Consider the following 18678-nt stretch of genomic DNA (forward strand, 5'->3'; position numbering starts at 1 on the left):
CCCGGGGGGGGGGTTGCCCCCACCCCCCCCCCCCCCCCCCCCCCCCCCCGTGTGGGTGAATGCTTCTCAGCCGAAGAAGACCTTCGCCTCCTCGTAGACCTCCAGCGGCACCGTCTTCAGCCGCGCCGTCGCCTCCGCCAGGGGCACCCGCACCACGTCCGTGCCCCGCAGCGCCACCATCTGCCCGAAGGCGCCGTCCCGTACCGCCGTGATCGCGTGCAGCCCGAACCGCGTGGCCAGCCAGCGGTCGAACGCGCTGGGCGTCCCGCCGCGCTGGACGTGACCCAGCACCGTGGTGCGGGCCTCCTTGCCCGTGCGGCGTTCGATCTCCTTGGCCAGCCACTCGCCGACCCCCGACAGGCGGACGTGGCCGAAGGGGTCGAGCGCGGCCGCGTCCTTGAGGACGAGGTCGCCGTCGTGCGGCATCGCGCCCTCGGCGACCACCACGATCGGCGCGTAGCTGGCGCGGAAGCGGGAGGTGACCCAGCCGCAGACCTCGTCGACGTCGAAGCGCTGCTCGGGGACGAGGATGACGTTGGCGCCGCCGGCCAGGCCGGAGTGCAGGGCGATCCAGCCGGCGTGCCGGCCCATCACCTCGACGACCAGGACGCGCATGTGCGACTCGGCCGTGGTGTGCAGCCGGTCGATGGCCTCGGTGGCGATGTTGACGGCGGTGTCGAAGCCGAAGGTGTAGTCCGTGGCGGACAGGTCGTTGTCGATGGTCTTGGGCACGCCGACGCAGCGCACGCCGTACTCGTCGTGCAGCCGGGCCGCCACCCCGAGGGTGTCCTCGCCGCCGATGGCGATCAGGGCGTCCACCGCGTGCTCGGCCAGGGTGCCGGTGATGCGGCGCACCCCGTCGGGCTCCTTGAACGGATTGGTGCGCGACGAGCCGAGGACGGTGCCGCCGCGCGGCAGGATGCCGCGGACCGCGGGGATGCCGAGCGGCACGACGGCGCCGGTCAGCGGTCCGCGCCAGCCGTCCCGGAAGCCGATGAAGTCGTAGTCGTAGTCCTGGACGCCCCTGCGGACGACCGCGCGGATGACCGCGTTGAGTCCGGGGCAGTCGCCGCCTCCCGTGAGCACTCCGATGCGCATGCCGGACACCCTCCCCTTCGCCGGGGACGACACCCGCAGGTCGCGCAGGGCGCTCAGGCGTCGTCGAGGCCTCGCTCTATCGCGTAGCGGACGAGCTCCACGCGGTTGTGCAGCTGGAGCTTGCCCAAGGTGTTCTGAACATGGTTCTGCACCGTCCGGTGGGAAATAACCAGCCGTTCGGCGATCTGCTTGTACGACAGACCCTTGGCGACCAGGCGCAGCACCTCGGTCTCCCGGTCGGTCAGCCGGGGGGCGCCGGGCTCGTCGGCGGTGGCGGGGGCCGGGGCGGCGGCCAGCCGGCGGTACTCGCCGAGGACGAGGCCGGCCAGGCCCGGGGTGAAGACGGGGTCGCCCGCCGCGGTGCGGGCCACGGCGTCCAGCAGCTCCTGGGGGCTGGCGGACTTCAGCAGGTAGCCGGTGGCCCCGGACTTCACGGCCTCCAGGACGTCGGCGTGCTCGCCGCTGGCGGAGAGCACCAGCACGCGCAGCCCCGGCATCTCGCCGACGAGCTCCTTGCAGACGGCGACGCCGGGCAGGCCGGGCAGGTTCAGGTCGAGCACCAGCACGTCCGGGGCGGTGGCCTTCGCCCGGCGCACGGCCTGCGGGCCGTCGCCCGCGGTGGCCACGATCGTGTAGCCGGCGGCGGCCAGGTCGCGGGCGACCGCGTCGCGCCACATGGGGTGGTCGTCGACGACCATCACCTTGATTGCGTCTGTGCTCATGCCTCGTTCTCGCTCCCCCGGGGAACCTTCAGTTCGACTTCCGTGCCCTGCCCGGGCACCGACAGCAGTTCGGCCGTGCCGCCGAGGTCGCGCAGCCGGCCGCGGATGGACAGCGCCACGCCCATCCGCCCCTCGCGCTCGGCGTCGGCCAGGCGGCCCTCGGGAATGCCGGGGCCGTCGTCGCGCACGGTGACGATCACCTCGTCCGGTTCGTCCTCCAGCAGGATCCAGGCGTGGGCGTCCTCGCCGGCGTGCCGGGCGACGTTGTCCAGAGCGGCGCCGACGGCGGCCGCCAGCTCGGCGGCCGCGGCCGCCTCCAGCAGCACCGGCGTACCGGGCGCGGAGACGGTGATGCGGCCCGAGGCGTGCGGCGCGAGCAGCGCCCGTACGTCGCAGGGGCCGGCCGGGGGCGCGGGCGCGGGGCCCGGGGCGGTGCCGGCGGCCACGGTCCGTACCAGGGCGGCGTCCTCGGCGAGCTGGGCGGCCGAGCGCTGCGGCGGCACCAGGCCGCCGGCGATCAGGGTGCGCAGGGCGATCTCCTGCTCGCCGGCCATCTGGCCGAGCTCCGCCGCCTCGCCGCCGATCTGCGCGCCGCGCCGCTGGACCATGGCCAGCACCTGCAGGACGCCGTCGTGGATGTCGCGGGCCAGCCGCTCCCGCTCGCGGGTGGCGGCCTCGATCTGCAGGGCGCGGGCCAGGGTGCGCTCACTGGCCCGGGCGACCTCGACGATGTAGCCGATGGCGATGGAGGAGACCCACACCAGGACGACGTTGTGCACGGTGTCCCGGGCCGGACTGCCGCGCTCGACGAGGTTGACGACCGCGACGAGCGTCGAGCCGGCCGCCGCCCAGCGCCAGCCGCCCTTGATGGCCAGGCCCAGTACCGCCCCGCCGGTCCAGATGGACGGCAGCGTGGCCGCGCCTGCGTCGATGCGCTCGGCGGTGTCCAGCAGCGGGGTGAGCGCGATGCCCGTCAGCGCGATGGCCAGGTCGGTGACGAGGAAGGGCCTGGTGCAGCGCTCCGCGGAGGTGACCCTGTTCCAGGTCAGCGCCGTCCACACGGTCAGTACGCCCATGTAGAGCGCGGCCCCGAGGGGATGCGCGTACGCATGACGGTTCAGGGCGAACAGCCCGAGCGCATAGGCCAGGCTCAGGATGCGATATCCGGTCAGCGCACGCCACAGCGGCAGCTCCACCGACATCCGTACGACGCGCGGGCGCCCTGCGGTGCCCCGTGACATGAAACGACCCCCCTGCCGGGCGGCCGCCGTGTCCTACCGGCCGCTGTGCCGCCTAGCTCTCGCTGTCCTTGCTGTCCTTCGCCGTGTCCTTGTCGAGGCCGGCGGCCTTGGCCGCCTTCTCCTCCTCGGCCTTGCGCTTGGCCTCCTCCGCGATCTGCCGCTTGGCGGCGGTCGCGTAGATGTCCACGTACTCCTGGCCGGACAGCTTCATGATCTCGTACATGACCTCGTCGGTCACCGAGCGGAGGATGAAGCGGTCGCCGTCCATGCCGTGGTAGCGGCTGAAGTCCAGCGGCTTGCCGATGCGGATGCCGGGCCGCATCAGCTTGGGCACGACCTTGCCGGGCGGCTGGATCTTCTCCGTGTCGATCATCGCCACCGGGATCACCGGGGCGCCCGTGGCCAGGGCCACCCGGGCCAGACCGCCGGGCTTGCCGCGGTAGAGGCGGCCGTCGGGGGAACGGGTGCCCTCCGGGTAGATGCCGAAGAGCTCACCGCGCTCCAGCACCTCGATGCCGCTCTTGATCGCGGCCTCGCCGGCCCCGCGCGCACCCGAGCGGTCCACGGGCAGCTGGCCGACGCCCTTGAAGAACGCCGCCGTCAGCTTGCCCTTGACCCCGGGGGAGGTGAAGTACTCCTGCTTGGCGATGAACGTGATCTTGCGATCCAGCACCGCGGGAAGGAAGAAGGAATCCGAGAAGGACAGATGGTTGCTCGCGAGGATCGCGGGCCCCTCGGCCGGTACGTTCTCCAGCCCCTCCACCCACGGCCGGAAGGCAAGCTTCAGCGACCCGCCGATGGACAGCTTCATAGCGCCGTAGAACAACCGAGAACCTCCTGTGTGTGACGAGGAGACCTTAACCTGCCTACCCCCCGTGCGGCGCTCCGCGTAGGCTGAGGGCTCAAGGCCCCTCGTGTCCGTTGTCCCGTTGCATCGATCGGAGATCCCGGTGCTGCTCCTCCCCGGAGCCGAGCCGTTCCGCCATGAGGGCGGAGAGGTCGGCGTCCTTGTGTGTCACGGCTTCACCGGTTCCCCGCAGTCCGTCCGGCCCTGGGCCGATTATCTCGCGGAGCGGGGCCTGACGGTGTCCCTGCCGCTGCTTCCCGGGCACGGCACACGCTGGCAGGACATGGCGATCACGGGCTGGCAGGACTGGTACGCCGAGGTCGACCGCGAGCTGTGGCGGCTGCGGGAGCGCTGCAGGCAGGTCTTCGTGTGCGGCCTGTCGATGGGCGGCGCGCTCGCCCTGCGGCTGGCGGCCCACCACGGCGACGCGATCTCCGGCATCGCGCTGGTCAACCCGGCCAACAAGGTGCACGGCCTGGCCGCCCGCGCCCTGCCGGTGGTGCGCCACCTGATGCCCACCACCAAGGGCATCGCCAGCGACATAGCCAAGCCCGGCGTGACCGAGACCGGCTACGACCGGGTGCCGCTGCACTCCGCGTACTCCTTCCGCCGCTTCCTGCAGCAGCTCGACCGCGAACTGCCCCAGGTGACCCAGCCGTTGCTGCTGATGCACAGCCCCCAGGACCATGTGGTGCCGCCGGCCGACTCCGCGCGCATCCTGGCCCGCGTCTCCTCCCTCGACGTCACCGAGCGGCTGCTGGAGAACAGCTACCACGTGGCCACCCTCGACCACGACGCTCCGAAGATCTTCGAGGAGACGCACGCGTTCATCGGCCGCCTCACCACGGCCGCCGAGCTGCCCGGGGCGGCCGCCCATGGCTGAGCCCGACGCGGGCCGCGACCGCGACGACAGCCGCGACCCCCTCGACGAGGACCGCGCCTGGGCCGAGCTCGTCGCCGCCTACGGCGAGCAGCCCGACCCCGAGAAGGGCCTGTGGCCCGCGACGGGCAACGACGACGAGCCGACCGCTTCCGGCCACCGCACGGCGGAGCGTACGGACGAGGCCGGCCCCACCGCCGCCCCCTCCCCGGAGGCCCCCGGCGCCGCCCCCGGTACCCCGGCCCCGCCCGCCGACAGCGGCCCCGCCGTGCGCGCCGCCGCCTCGCCGGGCCCGCGGGACTGGAGCCCGGCGCAGAAGGCGGGCGACGCCGACGACGAGGGCCACTTCGTCCCGCCCGAGCCGCCCCCGCTGCCCACCGGGGACACCACCTCCCGCTTCGCCTGGATCGCCGTGCTCGGCGGCCCCCTGCTGCTGCTCGTGATGGTGCTGCTGCGCCAGGAGCTCACCTGGTGGATCACCACGCTGGGCGTCGGCGGCTTCCTCGGCGGCTTCGCCACGCTCGTGCTGCGCATGAAGGACGGCGACGACGAGGACGACGACGACCCGGGACGCGGAGCCGTCGTCTAGGACGCGTCCGGCGGATCATGCAGCGCCCCGTAGGGGCGCGGGGCAGCGTCGATTTGCGGCGCCGCCGCGTGGGCGCGACAAGCCACGACGCGCCCGCAGACAGGGCGCCTTGCTTCGCCCCGGGACTCGGGGTAGCGGGCCGCCGGTGGCCGATCGCAGCCGCAGATCGACACCGCCCCGCGCCCTACGGGGCGCTCAGCAGCGCTCGTCCCGCAGGGCCTTGAGCCGGGCCACGTCCGCGGCGTGGCCCTCCTTGCCGCCCGGCGTCTCGATCGTCAGCGGCACGCCCGCCGTCTCCGGGTGCGCGAAGAGCTCCCCGAAGGGTTCCGCGCCGATGTGCCCGGCGCCGATGTTGGCGTGCCGGTCCTTGTGGGCGCCGACGACGTCCTTGGAGTCATTGGCGTGGATCAGCCCCAGCCGGCCCTCGCCCACCACGGACACCAGCTCGTCCAGCATGACCTTCACCCCGCCCGGCCCGGCGAGGTCGTGGCCGGCCGCGAAGAGGTGGCAGGTGTCCAGGCACACCCCCAGCTTCGGGTGGTGCTCCAGCGCCTCGAAGTACGGACCGAGGTCGGCCACCAGGGAACACAGCGACGCCCCCTGGCCTGCCGTCGGCTCCAGCAGCAGCCGCGGATCGTCGTCGTGGGTGAGCTCCGCCAGCAGCGGCAGCAGCCGCTCGTGCACCTGGGCCAGCGCGGTCTGCCGCCCCCGGCCGCCGGTCGCCGAACCGGTGTGCACCACCACGCCCAGCGCGCCGATCTCCCGGCCCCGGCGCAGCGAGTGACGCAGGGACGCGACGGACTGCTCGACGGTGGCCTCGGTGTGCGAACCGAAGTTGATCAGATAGGGGGCGTGGACGTAGACGGGCAGCTCCTCGGCCGCGCACGCGGCACGGAACGCCTCGTCCTGGGCCGGGCTGCCCGGCGGCGTCGCCCAGCCGCGCGGGTTGGCGACGAAGACCTGCACGGCCTCGGCGCCCATCTCGCGGGCGTACGGCAGGCCCGTCCTGGCCAGCCCGCCGGCCACGGGAATGTGGCCGCCGACGGGATTGCGCCGCCGGCCACTCACGGGGCTCGTGGTGCTCACAGTCCGCCCTTCATCCGGATCACGATCGTGTCGCCCTTGGCCGCCTGGTCGCCGCCGCGCACCGACTGGGCCTCGACGGAGTCGCGCGGGAAGAAGAACGGGCGGTCGACCTGCACCTGGAATCCGGCGGCCTGCAGGGTCCTCTTGGCCTCGGCCTCGGTGCGGCCGGTGACGTCCGGGACGATGACCATCTCCTTGCCCTTGGAGACCGTCACCGTGATCTCGTCGCCCTCGCCGGCGATCTGTCCCTTGCCCGGCGTCTGCTGGGCCACGGCGCCCTTGGGCTTGTCGGAGAAGACCTGCTCGTCGGCCACCTTCACCGCCAGGCCCGCGTCACGCAGCCGGGCGGTGGCGTCCGCGACGGACAGCCCCGTGACGTCCGGCACGGAGATCTGGCGGCCCTTGCTGACCACGATCGCCACCTGGGACTCCGGCCGCATCTGCGTACCCGGCGCGGGGTCGGTGGAGAGCACCGAGTCCTTCGGGGTCTCGTTGCTGAACTGCCTGGTGACCTCGCCGACCGCCAGGCCCTGGTCCTCGATCTTCTTCTTGGCCTGGTCGAAGGTCATGCCCGCGACGTTCGGCACCTCGGACTTCTGCGGGCCGCGGGAGACGGTCACCGTCACCTTGCCGGTGTTGCGGATCTTCCGGCCCGGTTTGGGGTCGGTGGCGATGACGTGCCCGCGCTCGACGGTGTCGCTGAACGCCTGCTTCACGCTGATCTCCAGCCCGGCCTTGTCCAGCTCCTGCTCGGCCTTGGCCTGGGTCATGTCCAGCACGGCGGGTACGGAGGTGAACTGGCCGGAGTTGATGTACCAGATGCCGGTCCCGGCCAGGACCGCCAGCAGCGCACCGGCCGCCGCCAGCAGCCACAGCCGCGGGCGGCCGGGGCGCGGACGCGCGGGGACGGGCGGCGCCGCGGGCGGTGCGGGCGGCGGCGTGGCCGGCAGCTCGATGCGGGTCGTTCGGTCGATGCCGGGATCCGCCGGCACGCGCGGGATCACGCTCGTAGCGTCCTCGGACGGCACGGGGCGGGGGATCACGCTCGTTTGTTCCTCGGAACCGGCCGGCTGCGGGCCCTGCTCGGGCGTGCGGGCACCCGGCGGCACCAGGTCGAGCTGCGCGTCGTCCAGGCCCGCCCGCACCTGCCGGACCTGCGCCAGCAGGGCCGCGGCGTCGACCGGCCGCAGCTCGGCGTCGCGCGCGGTGGCCGCGGCGACCAGCGCGTCCAGCCCGGGCGCGAGGCCGGGCACGGCCTGCGACGGCGCGGGCACGTCCTCGTGCAGGTGCTGGTAGAGGATCTGCGCGGGGGTACCACCGGTGTGCGGCTTGGCGCCGGTGAGCATCTCGTACAGCACCACGCCACAGGCGTAGACGTCGGCACGGGTGTCGGCCGTGCCGTGCTCGATCTGCTCCGGGGCGAGATAGGAGACGGTGCCCAGCACCGAACCGGTACTGCTGGTGGTGTTGGCGTCCACCGTCCGCACCAGGCCGAAGTCGGCGACCTTGACCCGGCCGTCGTCGCCGATCAGCACGTTCTCCGGCTTCATGTCCCGGTGCACCAGCCCGGCCCGGTGCGCGGCGCCCAGCGCCGCCAGCACCGGCTCGGCGATGTCGAGCGCGGCCCGCGGGCGCAGGGCGCCGCGCTCGCGCAGGATGTCGCGCAGGGTGCAGCCGGCGACGTACTCCATCGCCAGATAGACGTACCGCCCGTCGGTGCCCTGATCGAAGACCCCGACCACATTGGGATGGTCCAGCCGGGCCACGGCCCGCGCCTCCCGGATGAAGCGCTCCACGAACGCCCCGTCGGCGGCGAGGGAGGGGTGCATGACCTTCAGGGCGAGCACGCGGTCCAGCCGGGTGTCCAGGGCGCGGTACACCGTGGCCATGCCGCCCACGGCGACACGCGCCTCGACGCGGTAGCGGCCGTCGAGCAGCTGGTCGACGAGGGGGTCCGGCAGGGTCGTATCCACGGCACACGAGTCTACGAGCCGATCCGGGCCCCCCTGCAGGGCCTTCGGCCCGCACGCCTTTTCTGCAGCCGAACAGTGACAGGAAGCGGCTGTCCCGTGACCTGGGCCGACTGCTGCTCAGGCGGGACCGAGCCCCGCCTGAGCCCTGATCGTGTCCACGGCTTCCCGGGTGAGCAGCCGCAGGGGGACGACCGTCCAGCGGTCGCCCTTGCGCATGATCACGGCCCGGCCGTCCCTGGTGCGGCCGATGTGGACGAACCCGTGATCGCGCCGCAGGTCCTTCGCCAGGTGCTCGCCGTGGATCACGGGACTACTTCCTCTCGCGCTCCTCGTCGTCAGCAGCGGACGACCAGACGTCGCCGTTCTGGGACACGCGGGTGTCGGGGTCAGTGGCGGTGCCCTGGTTCTCGTGCGGGTCCCAGTCGTCCTCGTTCTTCTTTCCCATGTTCCTGTGCTCCTTCCTGGTCATCAACACTCAAGGGCCGTGGAGTAGCAGGTCGTGATGTGGTGAAAGCCGGAGTGCTCCGGGTTGCGCTCGAAATGATGCAAAGCCCACAGCTCCGACATTTCGGAGGTTGCCTCGTCCGACGACGTTTCTCCGCAGGTCACGCACTTCGTCCGGTAGCTTCGCGGCTTCGAGGCTTCCGGTACCAGGCGCCAACGTTCGCGAAGGGACTTCCAACTTTCCATCAGAACGACTCCCACCCGCTTCGACCGTCCCTGGGAGCAATCCACATTCCGCCCGGAACCGTCACCACGGCCCAGACCGACTTGCCGACGCCCCGGCGGCTTCGCACGCCCCAGCGCGAGGACAGCTCTGCCACCAGGGCGAGGCCCCGGCCGCCCGTCCCGTCTCCGGGGCGCAGCCGCGGTCGTGTCTCGTCCGCGTCGTCCACGGAGATACGGACGCCGCCGGCCCCGCGGCAGAAGGACGTCTCGATCTCCCGGCCCACCGGGACCCGGGCCCACCGGACGGCGTTGCTCATCAGCTCGCACAGCACCAATGCCGCGGAATCCTCGATTTCCGCGAGGCCCCAGTCCCGCAGGGCCGCACGCAACTCGGCACGTGCCAGGCCGACCGATCTCGGGTGGCGCTTCCACCGCCGTACGCGCCTCACGTCCGCGGCGCGTCTGCTGATCACTGGGCTCACATTGCTCACGTCCCGACCATCCTTCGAGAACACGGGTAAGCGACGCGAGTGAACGTAGAGGGCGCGCAGAGGGAAACCCGGAAACTTTTTCCGAGGTCGCGGAAGCCGTGGATCCGAGTCCTTACTTCATGGCTCCCAGCCGCACGGCCAGCTCGTGGACATCCCGATGACGTGTCTGCTTGGCCAGACGGCGAGCCAGGTCACGCGCGAAGTCGTGCGCACGGATCTGCTCGGGCGCGGTCCTGAACGCGCGCTTCAGGTGGGTAACAGCCTCGTCGAGCCGGTGGGCCTGGCCGTACGTCCGTGCCATGTCCAGGCGGAAGCGGGCCCGGCGCTCGACGGGCAGGCTCCTGGCGAGCCGGCCGGCGTTCGGCCGGGAAACCATGGCCAGCGCCTCGTCGACCTCTTCGAACTCCAAGGCCGTCGCCAGCCGGTGGATCTCGACGTTGGCCGGGCCGAAGGACGTCCACATGTCGTTCCTGTCGACCCCCAGCCGATCAGCGGCTTCCCGGGCACGACGCAGCATCTCGCCGGTCAGTGCGCGGTCGCCCGAGCGGGCCGCTGCCACGGCCCCGCCGAGGAACAGCGTCCCGTACACGGATACGGCCTCGGGTGACGAGCGCCACCAGGCCGCGCTGACGTCATGTGCTGCGTCCTGGGTAACGTTCACGGCTTCTTCTGCGAGACCGGCCCCCAGCTGGACGTGTGCGACACCGCGCCGGACGGCGAGTGTCACCACGGGATCGCCGAGTTCGCTCGCGGCCATGTCGCCCTGGTCGATCGCCGTCCACGCCAGGTTGGTCTCACCGAGCTTCCGCAGGTAGACGGCTGTCACATGGAGGGCCAAGGCGAAGCCTCGCCGGGCCTTGGCCTGCTCACGGCCGGTGGGCCGGCTGCACAGTGCCAGCCTCGTGTCGGCCAGCAGACCGGGCAGGACTTCGCCGAGACGGGCGTACTCAGATCCCTGGTAGAGGGCCCAGGCGCGGCCGACCTCCACTTCGACCCGCTCGGGGCGGGGGACCTCCCGGCGATCGAACAGGTCGCCGGACAGCCGCCGTGACTGCATGAGAGCGGCCCGGATCGCCGGCACGTTGCCCTTGGTGTCGTCGTGATCCTCCAGCAGCTTCGGCGAGCCCTGCAGGTCTTCCAGGTGCACGCGCAGGACGTCGGCGAGGTCCGTCCGGATCCTGATGCTGTTGACGGGGATCCGGTCCGTTTCGACCCGGTAGAGCCAGTCCTGCGACCGATCGAGCAGCTCGGCGAGTTCCCGGCGGTTCAACCCGCGTCGGTCGCGGTAGAAACGCACGCGCTGCCCGAACGTGAGGTGATCGGTCATGCCCCGCATCGTCGCCCTCCCCTGGCTCCTTGTCGGCACAGCCTGCCCGGCCCGTCTTCGTAGGCTCGGGTCATGACCGAGAACGAGCATGAACGACGCATGGCACGCCCGCGTATGGCGGCAGGCGCCCTGTTCTTCGACGAACAAGAGAACGTGTTGCTGGTGCGCCCGTCGTACAAGCCGAAGTGGGAGATCCCTGGCGGGTACGTCGAGACGGGGGAGTCACCTTTGAGCGCCTGCCGTCGTGAAGTGCGGGAGGAACTCGGCATCTCGCCACCGATCGGCCCCCTCCTTGTCGTCGACTGGGCGCCGAGCGACACCGAAGGCGACAAGGTGCTGTACGTCTTCGACGGCGGTCGGCTCGACGTCGATGCAGTAGGGGCGATCAAGCTCGCGTCCGACGAATTGCTGGCCGCCGAATGCCATCCCGTTGAGGCGCTGGACGACCTGTTGATTCCCCGGTTGGCCCGCAGGGTCAGGCGCGCGATCACGGCACGAGCGCAGGCCCGCCCCCAGTACCTCGAACACGGCGAGCCCGTCTGAGGGGACCGAGTCGTGCACGGCCCCGGCCGCGCCCGCACGTGGCAGCGGCGGCCAGGGCCGTGCCGGCGCCTCACGCCACGGCGCCCACCCCCGCCAGCAGCTCTCCCACGATCGCCGAGCCGTTGAGGGTCAGCACCGACTCCGGGTGGAACTGGACGCCCGCGAAGCCGTCGCCCCGCAGGGCGTGGATCTCGCCCGTCGTCGGGTCGGCGGACAGCTCGGCGCCGTCGGCGGTGGTGCCGTGGGCCACGTACGTGTTGTAGAAGCCCACCGTCTCCTGCCGTCCGAAGAAGTCGATGCGTTCCTGGGCGCCCTGGAAGGGGATGCGCTTGCGCACGATCTGCAGGCCCAGTTCCGCCGCGATGAGCTCGTGGCCCAGGCATACGCCGAGCAGGCCGTGGCGGTGGGTGGCGAGGAGGTCGGCGGTGAGGGTGCGCAGCAGGCGCATCTTGGGGTCGGTGGCGTCGGAGGGGTTGCCGGGGCCGGGGCCGAGGACCACCGGGCCGTCGTGGTGCAGGGCGGTCTCGTGCAGGCCGGGTTCGTCGTAGCGGCGGACGGTGACGGTGAGGCCGGCGGTGCGCAGGAGATGGGCCAGCATGGCCGTGAAGGTGTCCTCGGCGTCGACGACGAGCGCATGTCCGCCGGGTGCGGCGGTGGAGGGGGCGGTGTGCATTCGCAGCCAGAAGGGGGCGAGGTCGGCGCGGCGGGCGTCCAGTGCCGCGCGTACGCGGGGGTCGTCGGCGAGGTGGACGGGCGGGGCCGCCGCGGGGCGTACGGGGCCCGGTCGGACGCCGAGTGCGGTGAGCACGGCCGCGGCCTTGGCGTGGGTCTCGGCGACCTCGCCGCAGGGATCGGAGTGGCGTACGAGGGTGGCGCCGACGCCGACGTGGAGGCGGCCGCGGCGGTCGATGTCGGCGGTGCGGATGAGGATGGGCGAGTCGAGGGTCTGGGCGCCGCCGGCGTCGCGGCCGATGAGGGCGAGGGCGCCGGCGTAGTAGCCGCGGCCGCGGGGTTCGTGGCGTTCGATGACGCGGCAGGCGTTCTGGACGGGGGAGCCGGTGACGGTGGCGGCGAACAGGGTCTCGCGCAGCACGTCGCGGACGTCGAGCGAGGAGCGGCCGCGCAGCTCGTACTCGGTGTGGGCGAGGTGGGCCATCTCCTTGAGCCGGGGCCCGACGACGACGCCGCCCATGTCGCCGACGGTGCACATCATCTTGAGTTCCTCGTCGACGACCATCGACAGCTCCTCCACCTCCTTGCGGTCGTGGAGGAAGGCGAGGAGGTCCTCGGGGGTGGGGCCGCCGGCCGGGTAGCGGTAGGTGCCGCTGATGGGGTTCATGACGACCGTGCCGCCGGACATCCGTACGTGGACCTCGGGGCTGGCGCCCACGAGGGTGCGGGCGGGGGTGTGCACCAGGTGCGTCCAGTACGCGCCGCGCTCGCCGGCGAGCAGCCGGCGGAAGAGGGCGAGGGCGTCGGCGGCGTGGAAGCCGTGGATCTCGCCCTCGAAGGTGCGCCGGACGACGAAGTTGGCGCCCTCGCCGGTGCCGATCTCGTCCTCGATGACCCGCCGGACGATCCCGGCGTACTCCTCGTCGCCGACGTCGAAGGCGCCGCCCTCGACGGTCACCCGGTGGGCGGGCAGGGCGGCGAGGACCTCGTCGAGCGGGAGCTCGTGGGTCTCGTGGGGGGTGAGGACGAGCAGGGGCGTGCCGTCGTCGCGGGCGGCGAAGCCGCGCTCGCGGATCTGCCGGAAAGGGACGAGGGCCAGGGCGTCGTGGGCCGCCCCGCCGCCGGTGGGGGCTCCGGTGGGCAGGGGGATGTCGGCGAGGCGGCCGGCCTCGGTGACGGGGCCGAGGAGGAGTTCGACGGTGCCGGTGTCCCGGCCCGGGGTGCGGCGGTGGAGCAGGGCGAAGGGCGGGCAGGCAGGGTCGGTCAGCCGGGCGATGAGGTCGGCGGTGGGGCCGGCGGTCGTGGCGGTCATGGGGGTTCCTTCCGGGTCGGGGAGGAACGGCCCTCGTGACCGGCGTCCGGTCCGTGGACGCCGAAGGCCGCCCCTCGGGGCGGCCTTCGCAGTCGTCGTCGCGTACGCGCGATCAGTGGGCCGCCGGAGGAGCGGTCCACCACCAGAAGCGATTCCGGTCTGCGTGTGCGTACATGTCCGGCACGGTACCCCACGGGCGGGGCCGCTGTCCCGGTTTTCGGTGCGGGCGCGGGGCGCGGGTGCGGTCCGGAAGCGGTAGGTACGCGTCTCGTTTTCTGTCTCACACTGCGGTCCGGCGCCGGGGGCGCCGTGGCGACCCCGTAGTGTTGAGGGCGTGACCGTGAACGCTGACATCCACGCCGGTGGCAACACCTGGCGCTCTCTGCCCGCGGCGCAGCAGCCTGACTGGCCGGACCAAGAGGCTCTGCGCGATGTGATCGCCGAGCTCGAGTCCTATCCGCCTCTCGTCTTCGCCGGCGAGTGCGACCAGCTGCGCGAGCGTCTGGGAGCCGTCGCGCGCGGTGAGGCGTTCCTGCTCCAGGGCGGCGACTGTGCCGAGGCCTTCGACGCCGTCGGCGCGGACCAGATCCGCAACAAGCTCAAGACCCTGCTCCAGATGGGCGCGGTGCTGACCTACGCCGGGCAGGTGCCCGTGGTGAAGGTGGGCCGGATCGCCGGCCAGTACAGCAAGCCGCGCTCGAAGCCGACGGAGACCCGCGACGGGGTGACCCTGCCGACGTACCGCGGCGACTCCGTCAACGGCTTCGCGTTCACCCCCGAGGCCCGTACGCCGGACCCGCAGCGGCTCAAGCGCATGTACCAGGCGTCGGCCTCGACGCTGAACCTGGTGCGTGCCTTCACCACCGGCGGCTACGCCGACCTGCGGCAGGTGCACGCCTGGAACCAGGACTTCGTGCGCTCCTCGCCGTCCGGTCAGCGCTACGAGCAGGTGGCGCGGGAGATCGACCGGGCGATGAACTTCATGAACGCCTGCGGGGTGGTCCCCGAGGAGTTCCGCACGGTCGAGTTCTACGCCTCGCACGAGGCGCTGATCCTGGACTACGAGTCGGCGCTGACCCGGGTGGACTCGCGTACCGGCCGGCTGTACGACGTCTCGGGCCACATGGTGTGGATCGGTGAGCGCACCCGCCAGCTGGACGGGGCGCACATCGAGTTCGCCTCGAAGATCCGCAACCCGATCGGTGTGAAGCTCGGCCCGTCCACGACGCCGGAGGACGCGCTCGCGCTGATCGACCGGCTGGACCCCGAGCGCGAGCCGGGCCGGCTGACCTTCATCACCCGGATGGGCGCGGACAAGATCCGCGACAAGCTGCCCACGCTGGTGGAGAAGGTCACGGCGTCCGGTGCCGCGGTGGCCTGGGTCTGCGACCCGATGCACGGCAACACCTTCGAGGCGGCCTCGGGCCACAAGACCCGGCGCTTCGACGACGTGCTGGACGAGGTCAAGGGCTTCTTCGAGGTGCACAAGGGCCTGGGCACCCACCCGGGCGGCATCCACATGGAGCTGACCGGCGACGACGTCACCGAGTGCGTGGGCGGCGGCGACGAGATCTTCGTCGACGACCTGCACCAGCGCTACGAGACGGCGTGCGACCCGCGGCTGAACCGCAGCCAGTCGCTGGACCTGGCGTTCCTGGTCGCGGAGATGTACCGGGACCAGTAAGGGAGTGGGCGAACGCCGTGGGGCGCGGATCACGTGATCCGCGCCCCATGGCGTTTCCGTGCATTGTCTTTCGGCCACCCCGCCGGGTAAGGTAAGGGTTACCTTATTGATCAATCGGTCGGAACGACCGGCGAGGCGGTGACCGCGTGTACGTCTGCTCGTGCTTCGGCATCACGGAGCAGCAGGTGCGCGACCACGCGGACCAGGGCGCCTGCACGCCTCGCCAGATCGCCTCGGCCTGCAAGGCCGGCACCGACTGCGGCAGCTGCGTGCGCCGCATCCAGGCCCTGCTCGGCCGCGGCGCCTGCCCCCGCCGCGAACTCGCCGACCGCGGCGGAAGCGACGTACTGGCCGCGGAACCCACGCTCGCGCGGGCTGCCTGAGCGCCCCGCAGGGGCGCGGGGCGGTGTCGATGTGCGGCTCCGCCGCGTGGGCGCGACCAGCCACGACGCGCCCGCGGACGACGTAGCGGACTCCGGCGAAGCGCCTACGCGCTGCCGCCGTTCTCCTGCTCGATGTACTGGGCGAGGTACAGCGGCTCCCCCAGCTTCTCGATCAGCTCCAGCTGGGTGTCGAGGTAGTCGATGTGGTCCTCCTCGTCGGCGAGGATCGACTCGAAGATGTTGGCCGAGGTGATGTCGCCCTTGGCCCGCATGACCTCCACCCCGCGCCGCAGCCGGTCGATGGCCTCGACCTCCACCTGCCGGTCGGCCTGGAACATCTCGGTGATCGTCTGGCCGATCCGGACGTGGAAGAGCCGCTGGTAGTTGGGCAGTGCCTCCAGGAAGATGATCCGGTCGGTGAGGGTCTCGGCGTGCCGCATCTCGTCGAAGGACTCGGCGCGCGTATGCGAGGCGATCTTGGTCCAGCCGTGGTGCTCCTGCAGCTTGGCGTGCAGGAAGTACTGGTTGATGGCGGTCAGCTCCGCCGTCAGCTGCTCGTTGAGGAACTCGATGACCTCGGGGTCGCCCTGCATCGCCAAGGCTCCTTCCCAGCGGGATGATCCAGTGGATTGCGCGCATCCTCGCACCGGCGCCGGAAGTCGTCCAGTAAGTGCACACTTATCCGGGTCGTCCGGTTATGCCTGATCACCCTTGGTCATCAGCACCCATCGCCGTCTGCCACCATTGAGCCATGGGGCCCTCTAAAAACACCGAAAGCCGCAAAGGGGAGCGTCCCCAGCCACCGCCGGGCGGTGCCCCCACGCTGCCTCCGGGGCAGCGCCTCCAGCGCGGCTGGCCGGTGACGCACTACGGGCCGGTGCCGAAGTTCCGGCCCGAGCGCTGGGAGTTCCGTGTCTTCGGCGCGACCGCCGACGGCGGCAAGCACTGCTGGACGCACGAGGAGTTCACCGCCCTGCCGTACAGCACGGTGGTGGGCGACCTGCACTGCGTGACGAAGTACAGCATGCTCGGCGCCGAGTGGGGCGGCGTGAGCGCGCGCACGCTCCTGGAGCTCGCCCCGCCCGCGCCCGAGGCCACGCATGTGATGGTGTGGGCCGAGTACGGCTTCAGCTCCAACCTGCGCATGTCGGACTTCGCGGCGGAGCGGACCATCTTCGCCACGCACAAGGACGGCGAGCTGCTGACCGCCGAGCACGGCTTCCCCGTACGCCTGGTGGTCCCCCACCTCTACGCATGGAAGGGTCCCAAATGGGTGCGCGGCGTGGAGTACATGACCGCCGACCGGCGGGGCTTCTGGGAGGAGCGCGGGTACCACAACATCGGTGACCCGTGGCGCGAGCAGCGCTACTCCTACCAGGAGGAACCGGGCGACGGCCCCGAGCTGTAGCCGGCCGCTCAGGCGGAGGCCGGCACCCGCAGGGCCGCCAGCACCGGCAGGTGGTCCGTCGCGGCCCTGAGGTCCGCCTCGGTGACGCCGGCCAGCCCCATGGGCACCCCGCAGCCCAGCACCTCGACGCCGGGCGTCGCGAAGAGCGCGTCGATGCGCTGGGGGGGATCGCCCAGGCGCGTGGTGTTCTCCCGGCCCCACGGGCGCACCGCCCAGCCGTCCTGCAGGTGCTCCGCCAGCAGGGAGAACGTCCGGCCGTCGGGACGGTCGTTGAGGTCGCCGGCGACGACGGCATGGGGCACGCCGAGGCCGGCGAGCCGCTCCAGCACCAGCCGGCCCTGCTCGTAGCGCTCGCCGGCGTCGATGCTCAGGTGGCAGCTGACGACCCCCAGCCGGGCCGAGGGCCCGAAGCGCAGCACGGCCGTGGCCAGCCCGCGCTGGTGCAGCCCCGGGGTGCGCGGCAGCAGGACGTCCTCGGTGCGCTCGGCGTGCGCCCGCAGCGTGGTCAGGAGCATCGGTCCGGAGGCGGTGCCGCCACCGGTGACGTACACCAGCCCCGCCTGCCGCGCGAGGCGGGCGGCGGCCTTGCGCCAGCGGAAGAAGCGCGGCGCCTCCTGCACGCAGACGACGTCGGGCGCGCACGCCCGGATCACCCGGGCGAGCGCTCCGACGTCGTCGCGCAGGGAGCGCACGTTGTAGCTCAGCACGCGCACGACCGCCGAGCCGTCCGGCTCGGTGCGGGAGGCCGGCAGGTCCGGCAGCGTGCCGAGCACGGGCTCAGCCCTGACGGGCCAGGTCCGCCGCGCCCACCAGGCCCGCCTTGCCGCCGAGCTGGGCGGCGAGCACCTGCGCGTGCGGACGCCACTGGCTGCCGACGAGCCAGCGCTTGAAGGACTTGCGGATCGGGTCGAGGACGAGGTCGCCCTCGTCGGAGACGCCGCCGCCGACGATGAACGCCGAGGGGTCGAAGAGCGAGGCGAGGTCGGCGAGGCCGGCACCGGCCCAGCGGGCGAGCTCGCGGAAGGAGTCCATCGCCACCGGGTCGCCCTGGCGGGCGGCGTCGGAGATGTGCTTGCCCTGGATGCCCTCGGGGGTGCCGTCGCCGAGGGAGAGCAGGACGGTGGCGTTCTCCGGGGTGGCCTGGGCGCGCTGGCGGGCGTAGCGCACCAGGGCGCGGCCGGAGGCGTACTGCTCCCAGCAGCCCTGGCTGCCGCAGCCGCACAGCAGGCCGTCCGGCACGACGCGGATGTGGCCGAACTCGGCGGCCACGCCGAAGCGGCCGCGGCGCAGCTTGTTGCCGATGATGATGCCGCCGCCCAGGCCGGTGCCCAGGGTGATGCAGATGACGTCGTCGTGGCCCTGGCCGGCGCCGAAGCGGTACTCGCCCCAGGCCGCGGCGTTGGCGTCGTTCTCGACGACGACCGGCAGGCCGACGCGCTGCTCGACCTTGTCCTTCAGGGCCTCGTGGCGCCAGTTGATGTTCGGGGCGAACAGTACGGTGGCCCGCTTGTCGTCCACATAGCCGGCGGCACCGATGCCGACGGCCTCGACCTCGAAGCCCTCGCTGACCGTGCGCACCGCGTCCGCGATGGCGTCGATGACCCCTTCGGGAGTCTCCGGGGTCGGCACCTTGCACGTCGCCAGGATCGTGCCCTCTTCGTCGACCACACCGGCCGCGATCTTGGTACCGCCGATGTCGACGCCGATGGTGAGTCCCATGTGTCCCTCAGTTTTTCGCTCGATCCCCGCCGTG

The 18678-nt window shown here is 72.2% G+C and carries 21 protein-coding genes; 6 read left to right on the forward strand and 15 right to left on the reverse strand.

Annotation, left to right across the window (positions count from 1 at the left end):
* Nucleotides 1-66 precede the first annotated feature (66 nt).
* Genes AC27L3_RS24950 through AC27L3_RS24965 form a run of 4 tightly spaced genes read right to left on the reverse strand, consistent with a single transcriptional unit; the run spans nucleotide 67 to nucleotide 3887 of the window.
* Nucleotides 67-1098 carry a 6-phosphofructokinase gene (locus AC27L3_RS24950; RefSeq protein ID WP_487236291.1) on the reverse strand — a complete coding sequence of 344 codons (1032 nt, stop codon included), beginning with the start codon at nucleotides 1096-1098 and terminating at the stop codon, nucleotides 67-69.
* A gap of 53 nt (nucleotides 1099-1151) precedes the next feature.
* Nucleotides 1152-1820: a response regulator gene (locus tag AC27L3_RS24955; RefSeq protein ID WP_487236292.1), complete on the reverse strand. Its 669-nt coding sequence runs from the start codon at nucleotides 1818-1820 to the stop codon at nucleotides 1152-1154.
* Nucleotides 1817-3061 carry a MacS family sensor histidine kinase gene (gene macS / locus AC27L3_RS24960; protein WP_487236293.1) on the reverse strand — a complete coding sequence of 415 codons (1245 nt, stop codon included), beginning with the start codon at nucleotides 3059-3061 and terminating at the stop codon, nucleotides 1817-1819. Before macS ends, AC27L3_RS24955 begins: the two co-directional genes overlap by 4 nt.
* A gap of 52 nt (nucleotides 3062-3113) precedes the next feature.
* A complete protein-coding gene (locus tag AC27L3_RS24965; protein ID WP_487236294.1) occupies nucleotides 3114-3887 on the reverse strand; it encodes a lysophospholipid acyltransferase family protein in 774 nt (257 codons plus the stop codon).
* A gap of 124 nt (nucleotides 3888-4011) precedes the next feature.
* Between AC27L3_RS24965 and AC27L3_RS24970 the strand changes: the two genes are divergently transcribed.
* Nucleotides 4012-4791, forward strand: a complete 780-nt coding sequence (locus AC27L3_RS24970; protein WP_487236295.1) for an alpha/beta hydrolase — start codon at nucleotides 4012-4014, stop codon at nucleotides 4789-4791.
* Nucleotides 4784-5377, forward strand: a complete 594-nt coding sequence (locus AC27L3_RS24975; protein ID WP_487236296.1) for a hypothetical protein — start codon at nucleotides 4784-4786, stop codon at nucleotides 5375-5377. The genes AC27L3_RS24970 and AC27L3_RS24975 overlap by 8 nt, the downstream gene beginning before the upstream one ends.
* Before the next feature lie 195 nt (nucleotides 5378-5572).
* Here AC27L3_RS24975 and AC27L3_RS24980 read toward each other — a convergent pair whose 3' ends face one another.
* The 7 genes from AC27L3_RS24980 to AC27L3_RS25010 form a co-directional block, all read right to left on the reverse strand.
* Entirely contained in the window at nucleotides 5573-6463 is an 891-nt protein-coding gene (locus AC27L3_RS24980; protein ID WP_487236297.1) for a deoxyribonuclease IV, read from the reverse strand.
* Nucleotides 6460-8436: a Stk1 family PASTA domain-containing Ser/Thr kinase gene (gene pknB / locus AC27L3_RS24985; protein WP_487236298.1), complete on the reverse strand. Its 1977-nt coding sequence runs from the start codon at nucleotides 8434-8436 to the stop codon at nucleotides 6460-6462. Before pknB ends, AC27L3_RS24980 begins: the two co-directional genes overlap by 4 nt.
* Nucleotides 8437-8553: 117 nt before the next feature.
* Nucleotides 8554-8742 carry a hypothetical protein gene (locus AC27L3_RS24990; protein WP_487236299.1) on the reverse strand — a complete coding sequence of 63 codons (189 nt, stop codon included), beginning with the start codon at nucleotides 8740-8742 and terminating at the stop codon, nucleotides 8554-8556.
* Between the two features lie 4 nt (nucleotides 8743-8746).
* Nucleotides 8747-8881, reverse strand: a complete 135-nt coding sequence (locus AC27L3_RS24995; protein WP_487236300.1) for a hypothetical protein — start codon at nucleotides 8879-8881, stop codon at nucleotides 8747-8749.
* Between the two features lie 23 nt (nucleotides 8882-8904).
* Nucleotides 8905-9126: a DUF7848 domain-containing protein gene (locus AC27L3_RS25000; RefSeq protein ID WP_487236301.1), complete on the reverse strand. Its 222-nt coding sequence runs from the start codon at nucleotides 9124-9126 to the stop codon at nucleotides 8905-8907.
* Nucleotides 9126-9596, reverse strand: coding sequence for an ATP-binding protein (locus AC27L3_RS25005; RefSeq protein WP_487236302.1), 471 nt, complete (start codon nucleotides 9594-9596; stop codon nucleotides 9126-9128). Before AC27L3_RS25005 ends, AC27L3_RS25000 begins: the two co-directional genes overlap by 1 nt.
* A 112-nt stretch (nucleotides 9597-9708) precedes the next feature.
* The gene (locus AC27L3_RS25010; protein WP_487236303.1) at nucleotides 9709-10923 is read right to left on the reverse strand and encodes a helix-turn-helix domain-containing protein; all 1215 of its coding nucleotides are present in this window, start codon (nucleotides 10921-10923) and stop codon (nucleotides 9709-9711) included.
* A gap of 72 nt (nucleotides 10924-10995) precedes the next feature.
* Between AC27L3_RS25010 and AC27L3_RS25015 the strand changes: the two genes are divergently transcribed.
* Nucleotides 10996-11466: an NUDIX domain-containing protein gene (locus AC27L3_RS25015; protein ID WP_487236304.1), complete on the forward strand. Its 471-nt coding sequence runs from the start codon at nucleotides 10996-10998 to the stop codon at nucleotides 11464-11466.
* Nucleotides 11467-11536: 70 nt separating this feature from the next.
* On the opposite strand, the gene AC27L3_RS25020 is transcribed toward AC27L3_RS25015, so the two are convergent.
* Nucleotides 11537-13450, reverse strand: a complete 1914-nt coding sequence (locus tag AC27L3_RS25020; RefSeq protein WP_487236305.1) for an anthranilate synthase family protein — start codon at nucleotides 13448-13450, stop codon at nucleotides 11537-11539.
* Between the two features lie 334 nt (nucleotides 13451-13784).
* Between AC27L3_RS25020 and AC27L3_RS25025 the strand changes: the two genes are divergently transcribed.
* Nucleotides 13785-15134, forward strand: a complete 1350-nt coding sequence (locus AC27L3_RS25025; protein ID WP_344439343.1) for a class II 3-deoxy-7-phosphoheptulonate synthase — start codon at nucleotides 13785-13787, stop codon at nucleotides 15132-15134.
* Between the two features lie 146 nt (nucleotides 15135-15280).
* Nucleotides 15281-15517: a (2Fe-2S)-binding protein gene (locus tag AC27L3_RS25030; RefSeq protein WP_487236306.1), complete on the forward strand. Its 237-nt coding sequence runs from the start codon at nucleotides 15281-15283 to the stop codon at nucleotides 15515-15517.
* A gap of 104 nt (nucleotides 15518-15621) precedes the next feature.
* Here the strand turns inward: AC27L3_RS25030 and bfr are convergent, their stop codons facing one another.
* On the reverse strand, nucleotides 15622-16110 hold the full coding sequence (gene bfr / locus AC27L3_RS25035) for a bacterioferritin (protein ID WP_344439345.1): 489 nt from the start codon (nucleotides 16108-16110) through the stop codon (nucleotides 15622-15624).
* Between the two features lie 158 nt (nucleotides 16111-16268).
* Here bfr and AC27L3_RS25040 point away from each other — a divergent pair, with 158 nt between their 5' ends.
* Nucleotides 16269-16925: a sulfite oxidase-like oxidoreductase gene (locus AC27L3_RS25040; RefSeq protein WP_487236307.1), complete on the forward strand. Its 657-nt coding sequence runs from the start codon at nucleotides 16269-16271 to the stop codon at nucleotides 16923-16925.
* Nucleotides 16926-16933: 8 nt separating this feature from the next.
* On the opposite strand, the gene AC27L3_RS25045 is transcribed toward AC27L3_RS25040, so the two are convergent.
* Both AC27L3_RS25045 and AC27L3_RS25050 read right to left on the reverse strand, forming a co-directional pair.
* Entirely contained in the window at nucleotides 16934-17698 is a 765-nt protein-coding gene (locus tag AC27L3_RS25045; RefSeq protein ID WP_487236308.1) for an endonuclease/exonuclease/phosphatase family protein, read from the reverse strand.
* A 4-nt stretch (nucleotides 17699-17702) separates the two neighbouring features.
* A complete protein-coding gene (locus tag AC27L3_RS25050; RefSeq protein ID WP_487236309.1) occupies nucleotides 17703-18644 on the reverse strand; it encodes an ROK family glucokinase in 942 nt (313 codons plus the stop codon).
* Nucleotides 18645-18678: the final 34 nt, after the last annotated feature.

Source organism: Streptomyces sp. PKA51 (assembly GCF_057552455.1).

Coding starts and splice junctions, on each gene's coding strand:
- AC27L3_RS24995 (WP_487236300.1), bottom strand. CDS start 8,881: ATGGGAAAGAAGAACGAGGACGACTGGGACCCGCACGAGAACCAGGGC.
- AC27L3_RS24955 (WP_487236292.1), bottom strand. CDS start 1,820: ATGAGCACAGACGCAATCAAGGTGATGGTCGTCGACGACCACCCCATG.
- macS (WP_487236293.1), bottom strand. CDS start 3,061: ATGTCACGGGGCACCGCAGGGCGCCCGCGCGTCGTACGGATGTCGGTG.
- AC27L3_RS25050 (WP_487236309.1), bottom strand. CDS start 18,644: ATGGGACTCACCATCGGCGTCGACATCGGCGGTACCAAGATCGCGGCC.
- AC27L3_RS24975 (WP_487236296.1), top strand. CDS start 4,784: ATGGCTGAGCCCGACGCGGGCCGCGACCGCGACGACAGCCGCGACCCC.
- AC27L3_RS24950 (WP_487236291.1), bottom strand. CDS start 1,098: ATGCGCATCGGAGTGCTCACGGGAGGCGGCGACTGCCCCGGACTCAAC.
- AC27L3_RS25010 (WP_487236303.1), bottom strand. CDS start 10,923: ATGACCGATCACCTCACGTTCGGGCAGCGCGTGCGTTTCTACCGCGAC.
- AC27L3_RS25000 (WP_487236301.1), bottom strand. CDS start 9,126: ATGGAAAGTTGGAAGTCCCTTCGCGAACGTTGGCGCCTGGTACCGGAA.
- AC27L3_RS25020 (WP_487236305.1), bottom strand. CDS start 13,450: ATGACCGCCACGACCGCCGGCCCCACCGCCGACCTCATCGCCCGGCTG.
- AC27L3_RS25015 (WP_487236304.1), top strand. CDS start 10,996: ATGACCGAGAACGAGCATGAACGACGCATGGCACGCCCGCGTATGGCG.
- bfr (WP_344439345.1), bottom strand. CDS start 16,110: ATGCAGGGCGACCCCGAGGTCATCGAGTTCCTCAACGAGCAGCTGACG.
- AC27L3_RS25040 (WP_487236307.1), top strand. CDS start 16,269: ATGGGGCCCTCTAAAAACACCGAAAGCCGCAAAGGGGAGCGTCCCCAG.